The following is a 19,600-nucleotide window of genomic DNA, read 5'->3' on the forward strand; positions in this document are numbered from 1 at the left end:
GGAGGTGGCTCGTGCGAGGAAAGAGGCGTGCGCCCCGGCCGCCAGTGCCGTGGCGTTCCCCGTGGACGCCCGTCGTCTGCGCGGTGGGGGTCGCGGCCGTCGGCACGCTCATGGTCGTGTCGCTGCTGGTCAAAGAGGTCACCGTGGTCATCGATGGCGAGCGCAGGCCCGTCCGCGCGTTCGGTGGAACGGTCCAGGAAGTGCTCGCCGACGCCGGCGTGTCCATCGGCTACGGCGACCTGCTGAGCCCCGCCGCCCGCGCCCAGGTCGACGACGGCACCACCATCGAGGTCCGCCGCGCCCGCCCCCTCAAACTCACCCTCGACGGCCGCACCAGCACCCACCTCGTCACCGCCACCAACGTCGGCGACGCCCTCGCCGAGCTCGACATCACCCCCGCCGCCGCCGGCAAGCTCTCCGCCCCGCCCGCCCACAAGGTGCCGCTGGAAGGCATGGAGCTCACCGTCTACACCCGGCGCAAGGTGTACGTCGTCGCCGGCACCACCCGCGTGTCCTGGCGCACGACCGCCAGAACCGTCCGCGAGGCCCTCAAGCAGAAGCGCATCGCCCTGCGCCGCGGCTACCTCGTGAACCCGCCCCTCAGCAGCTTCCCCAAGGACGGCACCGTCATCACCGTCACCCCACCCCGCACCGTCCAGATCCAACCCGAGATCATGGAGCTCGACTGGGAGTCGCTGGCCGAGTGCGAGTCACAGGGCGACCCGGAAGCCTACAACCCCGACGGGCCCTACTACGGGCTGTACCAGTTCAGCCTGCCGATGTGGCAGGCGGTGGGCGGCATGGACACGCCGACGACGTGGCCGGAGGAGGAGCAGACGTACCGGGCGCAGCTCCTGTACCAGCAGGTGGGCGGCCGATGGCAGGGCCAATGGCCCCACTGCGGCGACCGCCTCTTCACCATGAACGCCCGCTGACCGCCCACCGCAGCGCGCCGCGCCCGCTGCTTCGTGCTCGTGTCTTGCCGCCCAGCGCCCGACCCCGACGTCTACGCCCGCCCTTCCGCGCGTGCCGCCGCTCGGGCGCGGCGCCGTTTCGCCGCATGCCTGTTGCTTGCGACCACCGCCAAGCCCGTGCCCGTGCCCGTGCTAACCGGACAGGGCGGTGCCGAAGTCGATGCCTGCCGGGGGCTGGAGGGGTTGCGGAGGTGCCTCGTCGTTGCGGGCGGTTACCGTGACCTTGCCGGACGGGGCCGCGTCCGGCTGGCCGACGTACAGTTTGTTGCCGCTGAAGGTCACCGACCAGCCGAACAGGCCGTCGGCGGTGGGCAGTTCGCGGTCCTCGGCGGCGTTCTTCCAGGAGATGACCCGGACACCGCCGCCGTAAGGGGCGCCGATCGCCAGTCGTCCGTCCGCTGAGACGGCCATCGAGAAGCCGAACGCCTGCTTGCCCCCCTTCGTCACCCTTCGCGTGGGCTTGCGGGCGGTGTCGAGGAGCTGGACGTAGCCGGGGCCGGGGGTTCCGAGCGCGTAGCCGAAGCCTTCGGCGTAGGCGATCGCGTAGCCGAAGCGGTCGCCTGAGCGGTCCGTCGGCGAGTCCAGTTTGAACGAGGTGATCTGCGGCGCCAGCGCGTCGTCGATGAACACGACCGAGCCCGAGTCGATCTTGCCGGCCTCGACCTGGCGGCCGGCGCCGTCGTCGTTCTCGTACGGGACGCCGACGACCAGCTCGTTCTTCGGCCCGAACGCCATCGACCAGCCGAACTGGTCGCCCACCTCGCTGTTGCCCCGCACGTCCACGGTCTCCTGGCTGATCCTGCGCGGCTCGCCCTCGCCCTTGCGCACGTAGACGGCGCCCACGTCGAGGAGCGGGCCCTCGTCCTCGTACGGTGCGCTGATCGCCAGCAGGTCGCCGCGCGCGGCCAGCGACCAGCCGAAGTGCGCGAACCGTTGCGGCTGGGACGCGACCAGGCGCTGCGGGGCCGCCGCGCCGCCGCCATAGATGACGTACACGGCACCGGCGTCCTCGACCCCGTCCACGTCCGTGTACGGGGCGCCGATCACGAGGTCGGCGCAGCCGTCGCCGTTGACCTGCGCGAGCCGTACGGACCAGCCGAGACCATCGCCCCTGGCCGGCCCGGAAACGGGGACCGGTACCACTTTCCCGCCGGACAGCACGTGCACGGCGCCCTTCTGGCCGTCGGCGAACGGGTCGCCCACCGCCACGTCGTCCACGCCGTCACCGTCGAAGTCGGCCGCGCCCGAGCAGGCCGCGGCCGTGGCGGGGGACACGGCCGCCGTGACCGCTCCGGCCACGAGCGCGAGCGCGGCGAGCGCCGCCCTGAGCGTCACAGCGCCACCTCGATCTGCTTGCCGTTCTCCAGGAGGGTCGCCGTCATCTTCATGGGCTTGCGGTACATGGCCAGGTCGAACACGAACGCGCTGTCCACCCGCCCGCCCGGCAGGATCGCCGGCGGCAGCGTGACGGGGGCGGGGTCGTGCTCGCCGCCGCGGTCGTCGACCATGGTGACCACGGGCTGTACCAGGACCCTGCGCTCGCCGCCCGGGTTGAGCATCGTCCAGCGGATCACGCAGAGCTGCCCCTTGGCGGACGTCGTACCCTCGAACTCCTTCAACCCGCACTCCGGCGCGCCCGTCACGATCGCCACCGGGTCGTCGAAGGCGGCGCCCAGCGCGAACCTGCGGCCCACGTCGTTCGGGCTCGGGCTGCCCGCCGCCCGGGTGGGGGTGCCCTGGGTCGCGGTGGTGGTCGTGGTGCGGGCGGAGGTGACGATCAGGACGGCCACCGTGACGACGATGGCCAGCACGGCGGCCGCGGCGGCGATGAGCCACCGGGTGCCGGGCGTGCGGGTGCCGCCGATGGTGTCGTCGGAGTGCTCGCGCCGGTCGTCGGGCGTTGCCAGGGTGCCGGGGTGGGTGTCCGCGCCTAAGACGGCCCCTTGCCTGGCCCGCCCCATGGCCGCGTCCTGGCGCTCGGGCTCCAGCCCGGGGCCGCGTCCCGCCGCGCCCAGGCCCTCCGCGCCCTGCTTCGTGGCCTGCGGAGACTCCGTCCTGAAGCCCTTGCGTGCCTTGGCCCGGCCCGCGTCCTGCGGGGCGGGCACCTGCCAGCGGGCCAGCTCCTCCTTGGCCGCTTCCTCCTCCTGCCGTGCCCGCTCCTCCAGGGACGGCCCCGCACCGACGCCAGGTCCAGGTGCGATGCCCGGCCCGCTCCCGGAGCCCGGCGCGGTCCCGGCGCCCGGCGCGCCGGGACCGGTCGCCGCGCCGGCGCCGGCGAGGTCGCCGGCCGCAGCGGCGGGACCTGACGCTTGGGGACCGGAAGCGCGCGAACGTGCCGCCTGCGGACCGGATGCCTGCGAGCCGGCCGGCTGCGGGCCCGTGGGGACGTTGCCCGGTGCCGGGGAGGCCCCGGGGGTCGTGGTGCGGCGGCCGGTCGCGTCGCTGGGGGGCGGTGTCGTGAAGGTGGCTGTGATGTCCGGCTCGTCCACCACGTTCTGCGGCGGCTCCCAGTCGCTGAGCATCTCGGTCGCCACCAGTGTCGGCGGATCCACCGTGGCGGGCGTCGGCGCGCTGCCGCCGACCAGCGCGATCAGCAGGTCCTGTGCGGTCGGCCGCAGGGCCGGGTCCATGGAGGTGGCCCGCCGGACGAGCTCGTTCAGCGGCGCGGGCAGTGCCCCCAGGTCGGGCTGGGTGTTGAGGACGCGGGAGGCCATGGTGATGGGGTCGCCGCGCCCGAACGGGTGCCGCCCGTTCCCGGCGTAGGCGATGAGGCAGCCCCAGGCGAAGATGTCCACCGCCGGGCTGACGGGCTCACCGCGTACCTGCTCGGGCGCCCACCAGCCGGGGCTGCCCAGCAGCTCGCCGGAGAGCGTGAACCCCGTCTCGCGGTCGAGCGCCCTGGCGATGCCGAAGTCGATCACGCGGGGCCCGGACAGCGAGAGGATCACGTTCGCCGGCTTGAGGTCGCGGTGCACCAGCTCGGCCACGTGGATGGCGGCCAGCGCCGCCGCCACGCCGAGCGCGACGCCGTGCAGCGGCCCCGGCTCCAGGGCGCCGTAGTTGGCTATCTGGTCGGACAGAGGGGTGCCGGCGATGTACTCGGTCACCATGTACGGCCGGCCGTCGCCGGTGTTGCCGTTGTCCAGCACCTGGGCCGTGCAGAACGACGCCACCCTGCGCGCGTTGTCGACCTCGGCGTGGAAGCGGGCGGCGAAGCCCTCCTGGTTGGCGAACTCGGCCTTGACCACCTTGAGCGCGACGAACCGTCCCGTCGGCGCCCGCGCGAGGAACACGGTCCCCATGCCGCCCTCGCCCAGCCGGCCCAGCAGCCGGTACGGCCCGATCGCGCGCAGGTCGGTCGGCCGAAGCGGTGCGGCGCCCGTTGGCTCCATGAGGGACGTCCCTTCCTGTTCCACGCCATCCTCTCCTTTGGTCTCCCCATCCGCCATCGCAGGTTCTTCGATGCGGGAGACTGGTTGGATGATGAGGCTGTTGGGCCCTGCAGAAATACGTATTTTGGCGAACAAGCTAGATCTTCGTCCGACAAAAAAACTGGGCCAGAACTTCGTGATCGACGCAGGGACCGTCCGTCGCATCGTCCGCGTGGCCGACCTTTCGCCTGATGACGTGGTCATCGAGGTCGGTCCCGGCCTCGGCTCGCTCACGCTGGCGCTGCTGCCGTCGGCGGCGCACGTGGTCGCCGTCGAGATCGACCCGGTGCTGGCCCGGCAGCTGCCCGTCACGGTGGCCGAGCGGGAGGCGGCCGACACGTTGACCGTCGTCAACGCCGACGCCATGAAGATCACTCCTGACGATCTCGCCGGCCACGCCCCGACCGCGCTGGTGGCGAACCTGCCGTACAACGTGGCCGTCCCCGTGGTGCTGCACCTCCTCGAAGTGCTGCCCTCGCTGCGCAAGGGCCTGGTGATGGTGCAGTCGGAGGTCGCCGACCGGCTCGCGGCCGGTCCCGGCTCCAAGGTGTACGGGGTTCCGTCGGTCAAGGCCGCCTGGTACGCCGACGTACGCCGGGCCGGCCCCGTCGGCCGTACCGTCTTCTGGCCCGTCCCCAACGTCGACTCCGGCCTCGTCTCCCTGGCCCGCCGCGACCCGCCGGCCACGTCGGCGTCGCGGCAGGAGGTGTTCGAGGTGGTGGACGCGGCCTTCGCGCAGCGCCGCAAGACCCTGCGCGCGGCCCTCGCCACCTGGGCCGGCACCGCCGCCGACGCCGAACGCACGCTACGGGCGGCCGGGGTGGACCCGTCGGCGCGCGGCGAACAGCTCGACATCACGGCCTTCGCCCGCATCGCCGAACTCCGCCCCTGACCGGGCCGTGCCCCTCGCCGAGCGACCGGACGTCATGAGGCGCCGGTCGCCGTGCGGCGTGGACGTGGACGTGGACGTGGACGTGGGCGTGGGCGTGGGCGTGCTGAGCGTCGGGCCATCGTGATGCGCCAGACCTTGACCTTGCGAGGTCAGAAGGCGCTGAAGGTGGCCTCGGGCCGGTCCCGCTTGGCGTAGAGGTCCCAGGCCGTGTCCGCGATCGCGTCCGGGTCGAGCGTCCGGATGCCCGCGTCCCCGAACAGCTCCGGCCGGGACATGACGTGGGCGTGGATGTCCCCCCGCTCGATCAGCCCGCCGATGATCAGGCTCCCGGCGTAGACGCCCTGGTCGGCCAGTGCCGCGTTGAGCGTCAGGGCGTAGTTGCGCAGCGCCGCCGAGGAGATCGCGAGGCTGCCGAGGGCGGGCATCGGCATGACGGCGCTGAGCCCGCCGGCGAACAGCAGCCCGCCCTCGCCCCGCTCGACCATCCGGGGCAGCACCTTGCCGACGAGGGCGACGGTCGGGTACACCACCTCCATCGCCTCCCGCACGTCCTCGGAGGTGATGCCGGTGATGGGCGGGAGCGGCGCGGCGTCCAGATCGGCGGCTCCTGGCCCGTAGTAGAGCACGTCGATGGTGCCGAACCGCTCGACGATCGCGTCCAGGGCGGCCAGGGCCCGGTCGTGGTCCCGTACGTCGGCGACGAACGCCGCCGCCTCCACTCCGGCCGCGGCCAGCGACGCCACATAACGGGCGTGCCGGGCGTCACTGCGTGAGACGAGCGCCACGGCGTACCCCTCGCGCCCGAACCGATGGGCGACGGACAGGCCGAGCCCCGGCCCGGCTCCGATGACGACGGCGGTCTTACGTGTGGCTGCGGACATGGCGGTGCCTTCCCCTTGGAGATTAAGTCGAGGGCTCCCTCAACTTTCACCAACGTAGCACACAACTTGAGGCAGCCCTCAGATTCGTATGATGGAGAGATGGCAGCCGGAACCAAGCCGCTGCGGTCGGATGCCGCACGCAACCGCGACAAGCTCCTGGTCGCGGCCACCCAGCTCATCGCCGAGCACGGCCTCGACGTGCCCCTGGAGCACGTCGCCCGCCGCGCCGGAGTCAGCATCGGCACCCTCTACAACCACTTCCCGACCCGCGAGGCGCTCCTCGGAGCGGTCATGCCCCAGCGGCTGGCGGCCCTGGAGCAGGTCACCGAGCGGGCCCTGGCCGACCCCGACCCCTGGGACGGCTTCGTCGCCTTCCTCGAAGGGCTCTTCGCCCTCCAGTCGGAGGACCACGGCCTCAACGACGCCCTGACCCAGGGCTTCACCCTGGCCACCGACGTGAGCCAGGCCTGCCACCAGGGCCTGCTCGACGCCGAGCGCATCATCGGACGCGCCCAGGCCGCCGGCCGCCTGCGCCCCGACTTCGGCACTCAGGACCTGGTGACGCTCATCTGGGCGATGTCGCAGGTCATCCGCGAGTCCATGAGCACCGCTCCGGGCGCGTGGCGCCGCTGCCTGGCCTTCTTCCTCGACGGCCTACGCACGGAAGCAGCCCACCCCCTGCCCGAACGCTGATCGAACCCGGGTGCGGGGCGGGGTGTCCGGCATATGGGGATCAACTTGACTCTCCGTGTCGGGCCGCCGTCGGGACATGCGGTTCATCTTTCAAGAACCGCATGTCGGCCCAGCGTGCCCGGATAACATCGAGTGTCCTTGACCCCGGCAAGCGATGAGAGTGGCAGAAGATCGATGAGTTCGGTGACCGTACGTGTGCCCGCGAAGGTCAACGTGCAGCTTTCTGTCGGCCCGCTCAGGGAAGATAGCTATCACGACCTGGTCAACGTCTTCCACGCGGTATCGATCTTCGACGAGGTGGTGGCGAAGGAGTCGGAGTCCATCACGGTCCGGGTCAATGGCAAGTGGTCCGACCAGGTGCCGGTCGACGACTCCAATCTCGCCATCCGTGCCGCGCGCGCCCTGGCCAAGCACGCGGGCCGCACCTACGGCGCCGATCTCGTCATCAACAAGGACATCCCGGTGGCCGGGGGCATGGCGGGCGGGAGTGCCGACGCGGCGGGCGCGCTGGTGGCCTGCAACGAGCTGTGGGGGCTGGGGCTGCCGCTGGAGGATCTCATGGAGATCGCCGGGGATCTGGGCAGCGACGTCCCGTTCTCGCTGATCGGGGGCACGGCGGTGGGCACGGGCCGGGGCGAGCAGCTCAGCGAGCTGCCCACGGGAGGCACGTTCCACTGGGTGTTCGCGCCGGCGACCGGCGGGCTCTCGACGGCCAGCGTGTACGCCGAGTGCGACCGCCTGCGGCAGGCTTCGGGGGCCGAGGTGCCCTGGCCCCAGCTCAACGACTCGCTGATGGAGGCGCTCGGCACCGGCGACGCGTACGCACTCGGCTCGAACCTCAGCAACGACCTCCAGGCGGCGGCGCTGACCCTGCGCCCCGAGCTCGGCCCCACCCTCGACGCGGGCCGCCAGCACGGCGCGCTCGGCGCGATCGTCTCGGGCTCCGGCCCGACCTGCGCGTTCCTGGCCATCGACGCCACGCACGCGCGCGACCTGGCCGAGAGCCTGACCGCGACAGGCGCGGCCCGCACGGCGGTGGCCGCCCACGGGCCCGTGCAGGGCGCGGTCCTGATCTGATCGTCCCCCGCCTCGGCAGCGGAAAGGCGGAGGGCCGGGAGCCGATACCCTGGGAAGGCCATGAATCTGGTCAACCTTGAGTCCGTTTCCCACGCTTACGGCCCCAAGCCGCTCCTGCACGACGTCTCCCTGGGTGTGGAGGCGGGCGAGCGCATCGGTGTCGTCGGGCGTAACGGGGGCGGCAAGACGACGTTGCTGTCCGTGCTGGCGGGCACCGTGCGCCCCGACAGCGGCCGGGTCACGCACAACCGCGGCCTGCGCGTCGGCTTCCTGTCCCAGCAGGACACCCTCGATCCGGGCGCCACGGTGAGCGAGATCGTGCTCGGCGGGCTGGCGGAGCACGAGTGGGCGGGCGATCAGCGGGTCCGCGAGATCCTGTCGAATTTGATCGGCGACCTCGACCTCGCCTCCAAGGCCGCCGACCTGTCGGGTGGCGAGCGCCGGCGTACGGCGCTGGCGAAGCTGCTCATCGACGACCACGACCTGATCATGCTCGACGAGCCCACCAACCACCTCGACATCGAGGCGATCGCGTGGCTGGCCGCGCATCTGGCGGGCAGGAAGAGCGCGCTGGTGGTGGTGACCCACGACCGGTGGTTCCTCGACGCGGTCTCCACGCGCACGTGGGAGGTCGTCGACGGCAGGGTCGAGCGTTACGAGGGCGGCTACGCGGCGTACGTGCTGGCCAAGGCGGAGCGGGCGCGCATCGCGCAGGCCGCCGAGGAGCGCCGCCAGAACCTCATGCGCAAGGAGATCGCCTGGCTGCGGCGCGGCCCGCCCGCGCGCACGTCCAAGCCGAAGTTCCGGATCGAGGCGGCGCAGGCGCTGATCGCGAACGAGCCGCCGCCGCGCGAGACGGTCGAGCTGATGAAGTTCGCCGCGGCGCGCCTCGGCAAGACGGTCTACGACCTTGAGGACGTCACGCTGCACGCGGGCGGCCCCGGCACGGGCCCGCTGGTGCTCGATCACCTGACGTGGCAGTTCGGCCCGGGTGACCGGATCGGCCTGATCGGGGTGAACGGGTCGGGCAAGTCGTCGGTGCTGCGGCTGCTCGCCGACACGATCAAGCCCGACTCGGGCCGGGTGGTCAGGGGCCGCACGGTGCGCCTGGCGCACCTGTCGCAGGAGCTGGGCGAGCTCGACCCGACGCGGCGGGTGCTGGAGTCGGTGGAGGAGGTGCGCAAGTACCTCCAGCTCGGCAAGCGCGAGTGGACGGCCTCCCAGCTGCTCGAACGCCTCGGCTTCCGCGGCGACGCGCAGTGGAAGGTGATCGGCGACCTGTCGGGCGGCGAGCGGCGCCGGTTGCAGCTGCTCAGGCTGCTCATGGACGACCCCAACGTCCTGCTGCTCGACGAGCCGACGAACGACCTCGACATCGAGACGCTCAACGAGCTCGAAGACCTGCTCGACGGCTGGCCGGGCACGCTGATCCTGGTGAGCCACGACCGCTACTTCCTGGAGCGGGTCACCGACCGGTGCGTGGCGTTGCTGGGCGACGGCAAGCTGTCGCTGCTGCCCGGCGGGGTGGACGAATACCTCGAACGCCGCGCCGCGGGCACCGCGGTGACCGCCCGCCTCGGCGCGGGCGCGCCGGCGGCCGAGGCGAGCGTGACGACGGGCCCTGCCGGGGCAGGGGCCGGGGCCGGGGCGCCGGAGCAGGGCGGGCTGTCGGCCAAGGAGGAGCGGGAGCTGCGCAAGGAGCTCAACCGCCTGGAGCGCCAGCTCGACAAGCTGAGCGAGCAGGAGTCGCGCCTGCACGCGGCGATGGCCGACGCGGCCAGCGACTACGCCAAGCTGGGCTCGCTCGACGCGCAACTACGCGAGATCACGGCCCAGAAGGACACCATCGAGGCCGAGTGGCTGGAGGTCGCCGACCGCCTCGGCGACTGAGGGCAGAAGGGCGGACCGCCTCGGCGACTGAAGGCAGAAGGGCGGACCGCCTCGGCGACTGAGCGCACCCCGAAGCGGGGAGGCCAGGGCGGGAGGTCAGTGCGGGAGGTCAGTGCCGGGAGGTCAGAGCGGGGAGTCGAAGGGTGTGAGGAGGGTGCGGAGCAGCGACGCCAGCGCGCGCTGATCCGCCGGCCCCAGCCCCGACAGCAGCTCCCGCTCCCTGCGCAGCAGGTCGTCGAAGGCGGCGTCCACCCGGGCGAGCCCCGTCTCGGTCAGCGAGACCAGCACGCCGCGCCGATCCTCGGGGTCGGGCCGCCGGCGCACGAGCCCGGCCTGGGCGAGCCGGTCGATGCGGTTGGTCATCGTGCCGGAGGTCACCAGAGTGGCCCGCAGCAGGGCTCCGGGGCTGAGCTCGTAGGGCTTACCGGCCCGCCGCAGTGCGGTGAGCACGTCGAACTCCCACGGCTCTAGATCGTGTTCGGCGAACGCCGCCCGCCGCGCACGGTCGAGATGCTTGGCGAGTCGTGACACTCTAGAGAGCACCTGGAGCGGTTCGACGTCGAGGTCGGGGCGCTCCGCCCGCCAAGCCGCGACGAGGAGATCGACCTCGTCCCTAGCATCCTCCGTCATGACACAAGAGTGTACTGTCTTGACATCGAGATATCTCTCTCGATATCAATTATCTCTATGTCAAGAGATATTTGGGACCCTGTGACGTACGCGGTCTACGCCGACGAGCGGTCCCGGCCGTTCATCGAGCTGATCTCCCGGGTGGGCGCGGTCGAGCCCGACTACGTCGTGGACGCCGGCTGCGGCAGCGGCGAGCTCACGGTGGAGCTGACCAGCCGCTGGCCCAACGCGACCGTGGAGGGCTTCGACTCCTCCCCGGCGATGATCACCAAGGCCCGCAAGCTGGGCTCGCAGGTGCGGTTCGCGGTGGCCGACGTCGCCATGTGGCGGCCCGACCGGCCGGTGGACGTGCTCGTCTCCAACGCCGTCCTGCAGTGGGTGCCCGCACACCGCGACGTGCTGGAGCACTGGGTGGAGGCGCTGGCCCCGGGCGGCTGGCTGGCCTTCCAGGTGCCGGGCAACTTCGACGCCCCCAGCCACGTGGCGATCCGCGAGCTGTGCTCCTCCCGCGCCTGGTCCGACAAGCTCGGCGACTTCACCAGGGGCATGCCCGTGGGGGAGCCGCTGGAGTACGTGGACCTGCTCAACCAGGGCGGCTCCCAGGTGGACGCGTGGGAGACGACGTACGTGCACATCCTGCACGGCGAGAACCCGGTGCTCGACTGGGTCTCCGGCACGGCCCTGCGCCCCATACTCGACCGGCTCGACCCCGACGAGCAGCGGCGCTTCAAGCAGGACCTCGCGGGGCCGCTGGCCGAGGCGTACCCGGCCAGGAGCTACGGCACGCCGTTCCCGTTCCGGCGGATCTTCGTGGTGGCGCAGAAATGACGATCAGAGGCCTGCACCACGTGCAGCTCGCCGCGCCGCGCGGCAGCGAGCCGGCGTTACGCGCGTTCTACGCGGGAGTGCTGGGCCTGCGCGAGGTTCCCAAGCCGCCCGAGCTGGCCAGGCGCGGAGGCGTCTGGTTCAGGGGCGACGGCGTGGAGGTCCACCTCGGCGTCGAGGAGGACTTCAGGCCCGCCCGCAAGGCCCACCCCGCCTTCCTGGTGGACGATCTCGACGCGTACGCGGAGAAGATCCCCGAGGCGCGGCCCGACGACCTGTTCCCGGGGTACCGGCGGATCTACGTCTTCGACCCGGTGGGTAACAGAATCGAACTCCTGCAACCCGTGTGATGTTCACCGGGCGGTGGCATCATGGTCCGAAATCGGACTCTTGCGAGGTGCAGTGGGTATCGAGATCGAGGACAAGTTCGACGTCCCCCCGGAGTACGAGCTCCCCGACCTCGGGAGTCTCGCCGACACCGTCGGCCCCAAGAGCTACCAGCTCGTGGCCCTCTACTTCGACACGCCCGACCTGAGGCTCGCCGCGCGGGGTGTCACGCTGAGGCGAAGACGGGGCGGCGCCGACGCCGGCTGGCACCTGAAGCTGCCCAAGGCCAAGGGCGTGCGCCATGAGATCACCCACCCGCTCACCCGCAGCGCCAGGGACGTCCCGCACGAACTGTCCGAGCTCGTCCGCGCCTACACGCGGGGCGCCGAGCTGAAGGTCGTGGCCGAGCTGGAGACCCGCAGGAGCGTCACGCTCCTCAAGGACGGCGAGACCCGGCTGGTCGAGATCGCCGACGACCGCGTCAAGGGCACCGTGTACGGCGACCAGCCCAGGATCGTACGGTGGCGCGAGGTCGAGGCCGAGCTGCTCGAAGGCGGCACCCAGCAGCTGCTGGCCAAGGTCGGCAAGCGGCTCAGGAAGGCCGGCGCGACCCCCTCCGAGTCCTCCAGCAAGCTCGCCAAGCTCCTCGAACCCGCCCCTCTCCCCAAGGCCGACACGAAGGCGGGCAGCGCCGGTGAGGTCGTCGTCGACTACCTGGCCGGCCAGGTCAAGGCCCTGCTCGCGCAGGATCCGCGCGTGCGCAGGGCCGAGGAGGACGCCGTCCACCAGATGCGCGTGGCCGCGAGGAGGCTGCGCAGCGCGCTCAAGGCGTTCAAGACGATCGTGACCGGCACGGCGGAGGTGCAGGAGGAGCTGCGCTGGCTGGGCACGGTGCTCGGCGAGGCGCGCGACCTGGAGGTGATCAGGGCCAGGTTCGCCAAGACGCTGGCCGGGCTGGCGCCGGAGCTGGTCACCGGCCCCATCCAGAACCGGCTCGGCTCCGACCTGCGCAAACGCGAAGAAGAGGCGTACGGGCGGATCAAGGAGGCGCTCAGCGGCGAGCGCTACTACGTGCTGCTCGACGCGCTCGACCGGCTCGTGGCCGCCCCGTCGCTGGGCAAGGCGGCGGGCAAGCCCGCGCAGGAACAGTTGCGTACCGTCGCCGCGGCCAACTGGGGCCGGGTGACCAAGGCGTACGATCGCGCCCAGGCCGTCGAGGACGCGGAGCGCCGCGAGATCGCCATGCATGAGGTGCGCAAGGCGGCCAAGCGGGCCCGCTACACCGCCGAGGCGCTCCAGCCGAGCCTCGGCTCCGACATGGGCAGGCTCGCCAAGCTGGCCGAGAACGTCCAGGAGGTGCTGGGCGCCCACCAGGACGGCGTGGTCGCGCAGGAGACGCTGGCGAAGGAGGCCGAGAGCGCGCGGCAGGCGGGCGAGGACACCTTCACGTACGGGCTGCTGATCGGGATCGAGCGCAACACCGCCGAGCGGGCGCACGCGGAGTTCCCCCGGGTCTGGAAGGAGACCGTCAAAGCGGTTACCAAGGTTCTATGAGCCTTCCTACCATCCCCTTCTCGCGCGGCAGTCTGCTCGAGGTGCCCGAGGCGTACCGGGAACTGCGGGCCGAGCAGGGCATCGCGAAGGTACGCACGCCGGCGGGCGACGAGGTCTGGCTGGTCAGCGGGTACGAGGACGCCCGCACCCTGTTCAACGACGGCCGGCTGGGCCGCTCGCACCCCGACCCGGACAACGCGCCGCGCGTGTCGGGTTCGCCGCTGCTCGGCGGGCCCCGCGGCGAGGTGGCCACGGAGAAGGCCGAGCACGACCGCATGCGCAGGCTGTTCATGCCGGCCTTCTCGGCGCGGCGCATGAAGCGGCTCAGCGGGCACGTCGGCATGCTGGTGGAGGAGCGGCTGGAGCACCTGGCCAAGCTCACCCCGCCGGCGGACCTGCACGCCGAGCTGTCCTTCCCGCTCCCGGTGCTGGTCATCTGCCAGCTCCTGGGCGTCCCGTACGAGGACAGGGAGTACTTCAGCGGCCTGTCGTCGCGGATGGGCGACTCCCGTGACCGCGAGCGGGGGCAGGCCGCGCTCGACGAGATGAGCGCGTACACGGCGGGCCTGATCGAGCGCAAGCGGCACGACCCGGGCGAGGACGTCCTGTCGGACCTGGCGGGGGAGCTGGACGACGACGGGACGATCGCCGAGCTGGCCGGCTCGCTGCTGTTCGCCGGGCACGAGACGACCGTCAACCGCATCGACTTCGGCGTGCTGCTCCTGCTCGCCAACCCGGACCAGCTCGACCTGCTCAAGGCCGATCCGGGGCTGGCGGGGGCGGCCGTGGAGGAGATCCTGCGCCTGGCCTCGCCCAGCCTGCACGGCCTGCTCAGGTACGCGCACGAGGACATCGAGATCGGCGGCCTGACGATCCGCAGGGGCGAGGGCGTCCTGATCACGCCGGGGGCGGCGAACCGGGACGAGCGGATCTATCCCGATCCGGACGTGTTCGACCTGCGCCGCCCGCTCACCGACCCGCACCTGAGCTTCGGGTACGGCCCGCGCTTCTGCATCGGCGCCAGCCTGGCCAGGGTCGAGCTGGAGGCGGTGTTCAGCCGCCTGTTCCAGCGCGTCCCGACGCTGCGCCTGGCCGTGCCGGAGGAGGAGCTGCCGCGTACGGAGGGGAGGATCGCCGACGGCTACGCCGCGCTGCCCGTCACCTGGTGAGGGTCAGGCGGGGTAGCGCTCGACGCTGACGACCTGCCCGCCGGCCCGGTGCAGCACCGCGAACGCGCCCTTGCGCAGGTGCACGTCCTTGCCGCTGAGCGCCTCGATCAGGCCGGGCAGCACCTTGCCGTGGCTGCACACGGCCGCGGGCCCCGCGAGGTTCCCCACCAGCGCGGGGGTCTTGTGCGGGTCCTGGCTCTCCTCGCTGAGCAGCGGCTCGATCCTGATCTCCGCGTCCACCGCGGCGGCGTAGGGCTCCAGCGTCTGCACGCAGCGGGCGCTGGGCGAGCTGAGCAGCGGCTCGGGCCGGTAGGCGGGCAGCGCGGTGGCCAGGGCCGCCGCCTGGGCGGCGCCGTCGGCGTCGAGCGGACGCGCGGCGTCGTCGCCCCGCCACTCGCTCCTGGAGCCGGCCGAGCCGTGCCGGACGAGGACGAGCGGCACCGTGTCGAGCGGCGCGGCACGCAGGGCACGCAGCAGCCCGGCGTCCCACTCGTACGTCAGCAGCCGCCTGGCCTCCGCCACGGGCAGCCAGCGCAGCTCGTCCACCTCCTCGCCCGGCTCGAACCCGTCGTCCCCGGCCACGCGGGCGACCCAGTAGTCGACCCGCTTGAGCCGGCCGGCGCTCATGTAGTGCACGGGCGGCAGGGCGCGGCCGAGCAGCACGGTCAGGCCGGTCTCCTCGCGCACCTCGCGCAGGCCGCCGGCGATCACGTGCTCGCCGGGCTTCAGCTTGCCCTTGGGGAAGGTCCAGTCGTCATAGCGGGGGCGGTGGATGACGGCCACCTCGGGGCTGCTCTGCTCGCCCCTCCAGACCACGGCTCCGGCGGCGCGGAGCAGGTCAGTCATCAACGGTCCTCCATCGACGCGTACCGATGAGACGGCTCTGCAGGTCGTCGCCGGCATGGCGGACCCACGTGCCGTCGGAGTTGAGCCACCACGTGGTCGTGGTCTCGGCCATGGCCTGGTCCATCAGCTCGATGAGGTAGGCCTTGTGCTGCTGGGAGGTCACCTTCACCAGGGCTTCGACCCGCCGGTCCAGGTTGCGGCGCATCAGGTCGGCGCTGCCGATCCACACCTCGGGACGCCGGCCGAGGCCGAACTCGTACACCCTGGAGTGCTCCAGGAAACGCCCCAGCACCGAGCGCACGCGGATGTTCTCCGACAGGCCGGGAATGCCCGGACGCAGGATGCAGATGCCGCGCACCCACAGGTCCACCGGGACGCCGGCCCTGGACGCCCGGTAGAGCGCGTCGATGATCGGCTCGTCCACCAGCGAGTTCGTCTTGATCCTGATGCGGGCGGGCCGCCCGGCCTGCTGGTGGGCGATCTCCCGCTCGATCCTGGCCACGAGCCCGCTGCGCATCGAGTGCGGCGCGACCAGCAGCCGCCGGTAGGCGGAGTGGTGGGAGTAGCCGGTCAGGTGGATGAACAGGTCCGTGACGTCCTCGCCGACCAGCGGGTCGGCCGTGAGCAGGCCGAAGTCCTCGTACTGGCGGGCGGTCTTGGGGTTGTAGTTGCCGGTGCCGATGTGGCAGTAGCGGCGCAGCTCGCCCGACGGCTCCTGGCGGACGACGAGGGCCAGCTTGCAGTGCGTCTTCAGCCCGACCACGCCGTAGACGACGTGGCAGCCGGCCCGCTCCAGCTTGCGGGCCCAGGAGATGTTGGCGTGCTCGTCGAAGCGGGCCTTGATCTCCACGACGACCACGACCTGCTTGCCCGCCTCGGCCGCGTCGATGAGCGCGTCCACGATGGGGGAGTCGCCGCTGGTGCGGTAGAGGGTCTGCTTGATCGCCAGCACGCGCGGGTCGTTCGCGGCGACCTCGATGAAGCGCTGCACGCTGGTGGCGAAGGAGTCGTACGGGTGGTGCAGCAGGATGTCGCGCTCGCGCAGCGTCGAGAAGATGTCGTCCTCGGCGTTGATCACCTCGGCGGGCACGAACGGCCGGTAGCTCAGCTCGCCCCGGTCGAGGTCGGCGATGGCGTGCAGGCCGGTCAGGTCGAGCGGCCCCGGCAGCCGGTAGATCTCGTGCGGGGCCAGCTCCAGCTCCTCCACGAGCGGCGCCAGCACCTCGGGCGTGATCGTGTCCTCGACCTCCAGCCGCACGGGCGGCCCGAAGCGGCGCTTGAGCAGCTCCTTCTCCAGGGCCTGCATGAGGTTCTCGGTGACGTCCTCGTCGACGTCGAGATCTTCGTTCCTGGTCACGCGGAACACGTGGTGCTGGAGGATCTCCATGCCCTTGAAGAGCTGCCCGAGATGAGCGGCGATGACGTCTTCGAGCGGCACGAACCGGTCTTTCGACGCCTGGACGAACCTGGGCAGCTGCGAAGGTACTTTTACCCGGGCGAACACGGTGTGGTCGGTCGCCGGGTTCCGCACGAGCACCGCGAGGTTCAGGCTGAGCCCCGAGATGTACGGGAAGGGGTGGGCGGGGTCCACGGCCAGCGGCGTCAGGACGGGCCTGATCCGCTCCCTGAACAGCTTGCGCAGCTCGGTGCGTTCCTCGCGGCCCAGGTCCTCCCAGCGGACGATCTCGATGCCCTCGGCGGCGAGCTGCGGGCAGATCTGGCGGTGGAAGACGGCCGCGTGCCGCCGGGCCAGCTCGTCGGCGATGGCGGCGATGCGCACCAGCTCCTCGCGCGGCTTGAGCCCGCTCTTGGTCCGCAGCAGCAGGCCGGTGGCCATCCGCCGCTTGAGCCCGGCCACCCGGACGCGGAAGAACTCGTCGAGGTTGCTGGCGAAGATGGCCAGGAACCGCACGCGTTCGAGCAGCGGCAGCGAGGGGTCCTCGGCCAGTTCGAGCACGCGCAGGTTGAACTGGAGCCAGCTCTCCTCGCGGTTGAGAAAGCGCTCCTGCGGGAGCGGCAGGTCATTGGCAGGCTCGAACGGTTCCGCGGACATATGGCGTATATTGCCCCGTTTGGTTGAACAGAACGTTAACGTAGCCGCAACGGCTCACCCGAAGGGGTCAGCCCAGCTCAACCACATCGTCACTCGGCGTGCCCGCCTCGATCAAGAGTCACTCAGGATGATCTACCTGTTCGAGACGGGCGGCGCGCTCGGCGAGCCTGGCCTCCCGCTGGCGGATCTTCTCCTCCCGCTCGCGGGCCTTCTCGGCCTCCTTCAGCAGCCGCTCGCGCTCCTTCAGCTCGCGCACGCGGGCCTTCTCCGCCTCCTTGAGCTCCTTCTGGCGGACCTTCTCCGCCTCCTTGAGCTCCTTCTCGCGGGCCTTCTCCAGCTCGCGCAGCTCCTTCTCACTGGCCGTGCGCGGCTGCGGCGGCTTGACCGCGGGCGGCGTGTGGTCGCGGCTCGTCGCGGTGATCGCCGGGTTGGGGTTGAGCCCCGTCAGGCCGTTCCAGGCCAGGTTGACCAGGTGCGCGGCGACCTCCTCGCGGCCCGGCTTGCGCACGTCGAGCCACCACTGGCCGGTCAGGGCGACCATCCCGACCAGCATCTGGGCGTACATCGGGGCCAGCTTGGGGTCGTAGCCGCGGGCCGCGAACTCGTCGGCCAGCACGTCCTCCACCTGGCTGGCGATCTCGCTGATCAGGCTGGCGAACGTGCCCGTGCCCGAGGCCGCGTGCGAGTCGCGGACCAGGATGCGGAAGCCCTCGCTGCTCTCCTCGATGTAGCGGAGCAGGGCCAGGGCGGCCCGCTCCAGCTTGATCAGGGAGTGAGAGGCGGAGAGGGCTTCGGTGATCATGCCGAGCAGCTTCTGCATCTCGCGGTCGACGACGACCGCGTAGACGCCTTCCTTGCCGCCGAAATGCTCGTACACCACGGGTTTCGACACCTGTGCGGTCGCTGCGATCTCTTCGATAGAGGTCCCGTCGAACCCCTTCTCCGCGAAGAGGGTGCGGCTGATCTGGATCAGCTGCTCTCTTCGCTCGCTACCGGACATGCGCCTGCGAGATCGGGGTTCGGTCACGGTTTCCATAATGACGGTCATGACGGCACGACCGCCCATCGGCTGACGGGCCTAGGCAATGCGCTTCGCCGCCAGGCGCTCCGCGGTCGGCCAGCGCACGTCGTACACCCAGCCCAGCTTCTCGAAGATGCGGATGAGGCCGGCGCTCAGGTCGATCTGGCCCTTGAGCGCGCCGTGCCGGGCACAGGTCGGGTCGGAGTGGTGCAGGTTGTGCCACGACTCGCCGAAGGACGGGATGGCCAGCCACCACACGTTGCGGGACTTGTCGCGGACCTGGAAGTCCTCCTCGCCGAAGACGTGACAGATCGAGTTGATCGACCAGGTCACGTGGTGCAGCAGGCCGATGCGGACGAGCGAGCCCCAGAACAGCGCGGTCAGGCCGCCCTGCCACGACCAGGTGAGCAGCATGCCCAGCACGCCGGGCAGCAGGATCGAGGTGAGCGCGATCGGGCCGAACCACTTGTGCAGGCGCAGCACGTCCTGGTCCTTGCACAGGTCGGGGGCGTACTTCTCCCGGTTGGTGCGCTCGCTCTCGAACAGCCAGCCCATGTGGGCGTAGAGCAGGCCCTTGGCCATGTTCTTGAAGCCGGGGCCGAAGCGCCACGGCGAGTGCGGGTCGCCCTCCTTGTCGGAGAACTTGTGGTGCTTGCGGTGCGTGGCCACCCAGTCCAGGACGGACATCTCCAGCGACAGGCTGCCCGCGATGCCCATCGCGATCTTCAGCGGCCGCTTGGCCTTGAACGAGCCGTGCGTGAAGTAGCGGTGCAGGCCGACGGTGACGCCGAGGCCCGAGACCACGTAGAAGACGAAGGCGATGGCGATGTCCGTCCAGCCGAGCCCCCACCCCCATGCGAACGGCACGGCGGCCGCGATCGCCACCAGGGGCAGGCCGACCACCAGGCCGAAGGTGATCAGCTCGGACTTCGACTTCGGTTCGGCTTCGAACTCGGGCTTGGGGGCAGGTGCGGAACGCTCGGCGACTACGGTCATCGGCGACCTCCAAGGGCATGTATGAGATTGAATGTCCGGGCTACGCAACCGTAACCTACGCCAGCGTAAGTAAGGAAGACCTAAGGCTGGAATGGTCAGAACGTGCTGCGTGGCTGTGTGAGATGAGTGGGTTTCGTGTCTTGCGGCTTTTCGGCCCGTCTGTTACCCGCGCGCAGGCGAGACATGCGTGAGGGGTAATACGGGCGCGCGGGCCCGTGCGGGGTCGGTATCGTAGAGGGGTGTCGGACATCACCTGTCCGATCTGTCCCGGATCGTCTAATCGGCAGGACAAGTGGTTTTGGTCCACTTTGTAGGGGTTCGAGTCCTCTTCCGGGAGCCTT

The 19,600-nt window shown here is 71.2% G+C and carries 17 protein-coding genes and 1 tRNA gene; 10 read left to right on the top strand and 8 right to left on the bottom strand.

Annotated features, from left to right (window positions below; translation table 11 throughout):
- The first annotated feature begins 83 nt into the window (after positions 1-83).
- Entirely contained in the window at positions 84-935 is an 852-nt protein-coding gene (locus tag HCN51_RS09350; RefSeq protein ID WP_168008781.1) for a ubiquitin-like domain-containing protein, read from the top strand.
- Between the two features lie 171 nt (positions 936-1,106).
- Here the strand turns inward: HCN51_RS09350 and HCN51_RS09355 are convergent, their stop codons facing one another.
- Together HCN51_RS09355 and HCN51_RS59260 are read right to left on the bottom strand one after the other, a co-directional pair.
- Entirely contained in the window at positions 1,107-2,309 is a 1,203-nt protein-coding gene (locus HCN51_RS09355; RefSeq protein ID WP_168008783.1) for an FG-GAP repeat protein, read from the bottom strand.
- Positions 2,306-4,390 carry a serine/threonine-protein kinase gene (locus HCN51_RS59260; protein ID WP_428981531.1) on the bottom strand — a complete coding sequence of 695 codons (2,085 nt, stop codon included), beginning with the start codon at positions 4,388-4,390 and terminating at the stop codon, positions 2,306-2,308. Before HCN51_RS59260 ends, HCN51_RS09355 begins: the two co-directional genes overlap by 4 nt.
- A gap of 46 nt (positions 4,391-4,436) precedes the next feature.
- On the opposite strand from HCN51_RS59260, the gene rsmA reads away from it, so the two are divergent.
- Positions 4,437-5,297, top strand: coding sequence for a 16S rRNA (adenine(1518)-N(6)/adenine(1519)-N(6))-dimethyltransferase RsmA (gene rsmA / locus HCN51_RS09365; RefSeq protein ID WP_080045054.1), 861 nt, complete (start codon positions 4,437-4,439; stop codon positions 5,295-5,297).
- A 149-nt stretch (positions 5,298-5,446) separates the two neighbouring features.
- Here the strand turns inward: rsmA and HCN51_RS09370 are convergent, their stop codons facing one another.
- Positions 5,447-6,178, bottom strand: coding sequence for an SDR family NAD(P)-dependent oxidoreductase (locus tag HCN51_RS09370; RefSeq protein WP_168008792.1), 732 nt, complete (start codon positions 6,176-6,178; stop codon positions 5,447-5,449).
- A gap of 99 nt (positions 6,179-6,277) precedes the next feature.
- Between HCN51_RS09370 and HCN51_RS09375 the strand changes: the two genes are divergently transcribed.
- From HCN51_RS09375 to HCN51_RS09385, 3 genes are all read left to right on the top strand, one after another.
- Positions 6,278-6,871: a TetR/AcrR family transcriptional regulator gene (locus tag HCN51_RS09375; RefSeq protein WP_206066773.1), complete on the top strand. Its 594-nt coding sequence runs from the start codon at positions 6,278-6,280 to the stop codon at positions 6,869-6,871.
- A gap of 174 nt (positions 6,872-7,045) precedes the next feature.
- Positions 7,046-7,948 carry a 4-(cytidine 5'-diphospho)-2-C-methyl-D-erythritol kinase gene (locus HCN51_RS09380; protein WP_168008796.1) on the top strand — a complete coding sequence of 301 codons (903 nt, stop codon included), beginning with the start codon at positions 7,046-7,048 and terminating at the stop codon, positions 7,946-7,948.
- A gap of 60 nt (positions 7,949-8,008) precedes the next feature.
- Positions 8,009-9,838 (top strand): ABC-F family ATP-binding cassette domain-containing protein, encoded by a 1,830-nt coding sequence (locus tag HCN51_RS09385; protein WP_168008798.1) that lies wholly within the window; start codon positions 8,009-8,011, stop codon positions 9,836-9,838.
- A 123-nt stretch (positions 9,839-9,961) separates the two neighbouring features.
- On the opposite strand, the gene HCN51_RS09390 is transcribed toward HCN51_RS09385, so the two are convergent.
- Entirely contained in the window at positions 9,962-10,468 is a 507-nt protein-coding gene (locus HCN51_RS09390) for a MarR family winged helix-turn-helix transcriptional regulator (RefSeq protein WP_168008800.1), read from the bottom strand.
- An 81-nt stretch (positions 10,469-10,549) separates the two neighbouring features.
- On the opposite strand from HCN51_RS09390, the gene HCN51_RS09395 reads away from it, so the two are divergent.
- From HCN51_RS09395 to HCN51_RS09410, 4 genes are read left to right on the top strand one after another with little or no spacing between them, the layout of a single operon-like run.
- Positions 10,550-11,296 (top strand): trans-aconitate 2-methyltransferase, encoded by a 747-nt coding sequence (locus HCN51_RS09395; RefSeq protein ID WP_329607673.1) that lies wholly within the window; start codon positions 10,550-10,552, stop codon positions 11,294-11,296.
- Positions 11,293-11,643 carry a VOC family protein gene (locus tag HCN51_RS09400; protein ID WP_168008802.1) on the top strand — a complete coding sequence of 117 codons (351 nt, stop codon included), beginning with the start codon at positions 11,293-11,295 and terminating at the stop codon, positions 11,641-11,643. Before HCN51_RS09395 ends, HCN51_RS09400 begins: the two co-directional genes overlap by 4 nt.
- A gap of 52 nt (positions 11,644-11,695) precedes the next feature.
- The gene (locus HCN51_RS09405) at positions 11,696-13,174 is read left to right on the top strand and encodes a CHAD domain-containing protein (RefSeq protein ID WP_168008804.1); all 1,479 of its coding nucleotides are present in this window, start codon (positions 11,696-11,698) and stop codon (positions 13,172-13,174) included.
- On the top strand, positions 13,171-14,343 hold the full coding sequence (locus tag HCN51_RS09410) for a cytochrome P450 (RefSeq protein WP_168008806.1): 1,173 nt from the start codon (positions 13,171-13,173) through the stop codon (positions 14,341-14,343). Before HCN51_RS09405 ends, HCN51_RS09410 begins: the two co-directional genes overlap by 4 nt.
- Positions 14,344-14,346: 3 nt before the next feature.
- Here HCN51_RS09410 and HCN51_RS09415 read toward each other — a convergent pair whose 3' ends face one another.
- The 4 genes from HCN51_RS09415 to HCN51_RS09430 form a co-directional block, all read right to left on the bottom strand.
- Complete coding sequence (locus HCN51_RS09415) at positions 14,347-15,189, bottom strand: NUDIX hydrolase (RefSeq protein WP_240972639.1); 843 nt, start codon at positions 15,187-15,189, stop codon at positions 14,347-14,349.
- Positions 15,182-17,242, bottom strand: a complete 2,061-nt coding sequence (locus HCN51_RS09420) for an RNA degradosome polyphosphate kinase (RefSeq protein ID WP_168008808.1) — start codon at positions 17,240-17,242, stop codon at positions 15,182-15,184. The genes HCN51_RS09415 and HCN51_RS09420 overlap by 8 nt, the downstream gene beginning before the upstream one ends.
- Positions 17,243-17,360: 118 nt before the next feature.
- A complete protein-coding gene (locus tag HCN51_RS09425; RefSeq protein ID WP_168008810.1) occupies positions 17,361-18,278 on the bottom strand; it encodes a TetR/AcrR family transcriptional regulator in 918 nt (305 codons plus the stop codon).
- Positions 18,279-18,320: 42 nt separating this feature from the next.
- Positions 18,321-19,259, bottom strand: a complete 939-nt coding sequence (locus tag HCN51_RS09430; protein ID WP_168008812.1) for an acyl-CoA desaturase — start codon at positions 19,257-19,259, stop codon at positions 18,321-18,323.
- Positions 19,260-19,524: 265 nt separating this feature from the next.
- Here HCN51_RS09430 and HCN51_RS09435 point away from each other — a divergent pair.
- A tRNA-Gln gene (locus HCN51_RS09435) sits at positions 19,525-19,596 on the top strand.
- The last annotated feature ends 4 nt before the right edge of the window (positions 19,597-19,600 follow it).

It is taken from the genome of Nonomuraea composti, from assembly GCF_012034275.1.
GTDB classification, from domain to species: Bacteria; Actinomycetota; Actinomycetes; order Streptosporangiales; family Streptosporangiaceae; genus Nonomuraea; species Nonomuraea composti.

What these genes read in the sequence shown, in the direction of transcription:
- rsmA (WP_080045054.1), top strand. Translation starts at nt 4,437, where the DNA reads ATGCGGGAGACTGGTTGGATGATGAGGCTGTTGGGCCCTGCAGAAATA.
- HCN51_RS09370 (WP_168008792.1), bottom strand. Translation starts at nt 6,178, where the DNA reads ATGTCCGCAGCCACACGTAAGACCGCCGTCGTCATCGGAGCCGGGCCG.
- HCN51_RS09375 (WP_206066773.1), top strand. Translation starts at nt 6,278, where the DNA reads ATGGCAGCCGGAACCAAGCCGCTGCGGTCGGATGCCGCACGCAACCGC.
- HCN51_RS09380 (WP_168008796.1), top strand. Translation starts at nt 7,046, where the DNA reads ATGAGTTCGGTGACCGTACGTGTGCCCGCGAAGGTCAACGTGCAGCTT.
- HCN51_RS09385 (WP_168008798.1), top strand. Translation starts at nt 8,009, where the DNA reads ATGAATCTGGTCAACCTTGAGTCCGTTTCCCACGCTTACGGCCCCAAG.
- HCN51_RS09390 (WP_168008800.1), bottom strand. Translation starts at nt 10,468, where the DNA reads ATGACGGAGGATGCTAGGGACGAGGTCGATCTCCTCGTCGCGGCTTGG.
- HCN51_RS09400 (WP_168008802.1), top strand. Translation starts at nt 11,293, where the DNA reads ATGACGATCAGAGGCCTGCACCACGTGCAGCTCGCCGCGCCGCGCGGC.
- HCN51_RS09410 (WP_168008806.1), top strand. Translation starts at nt 13,171, where the DNA reads ATGAGCCTTCCTACCATCCCCTTCTCGCGCGGCAGTCTGCTCGAGGTG.
- HCN51_RS09415 (WP_240972639.1), bottom strand. Translation starts at nt 15,189, where the DNA reads ATGACTGACCTGCTCCGCGCCGCCGGAGCCGTGGTCTGGAGGGGCGAG.
- HCN51_RS09420 (WP_168008808.1), bottom strand. Translation starts at nt 17,242, where the DNA reads ATGTCCGCGGAACCGTTCGAGCCTGCCAATGACCTGCCGCTCCCGCAG.
- HCN51_RS09425 (WP_168008810.1), bottom strand. Translation starts at nt 18,278, where the DNA reads ATGGAAACCGTGACCGAACCCCGATCTCGCAGGCGCATGTCCGGTAGC.
- HCN51_RS09430 (WP_168008812.1), bottom strand. Translation starts at nt 19,259, where the DNA reads ATGACCGTAGTCGCCGAGCGTTCCGCACCTGCCCCCAAGCCCGAGTTC.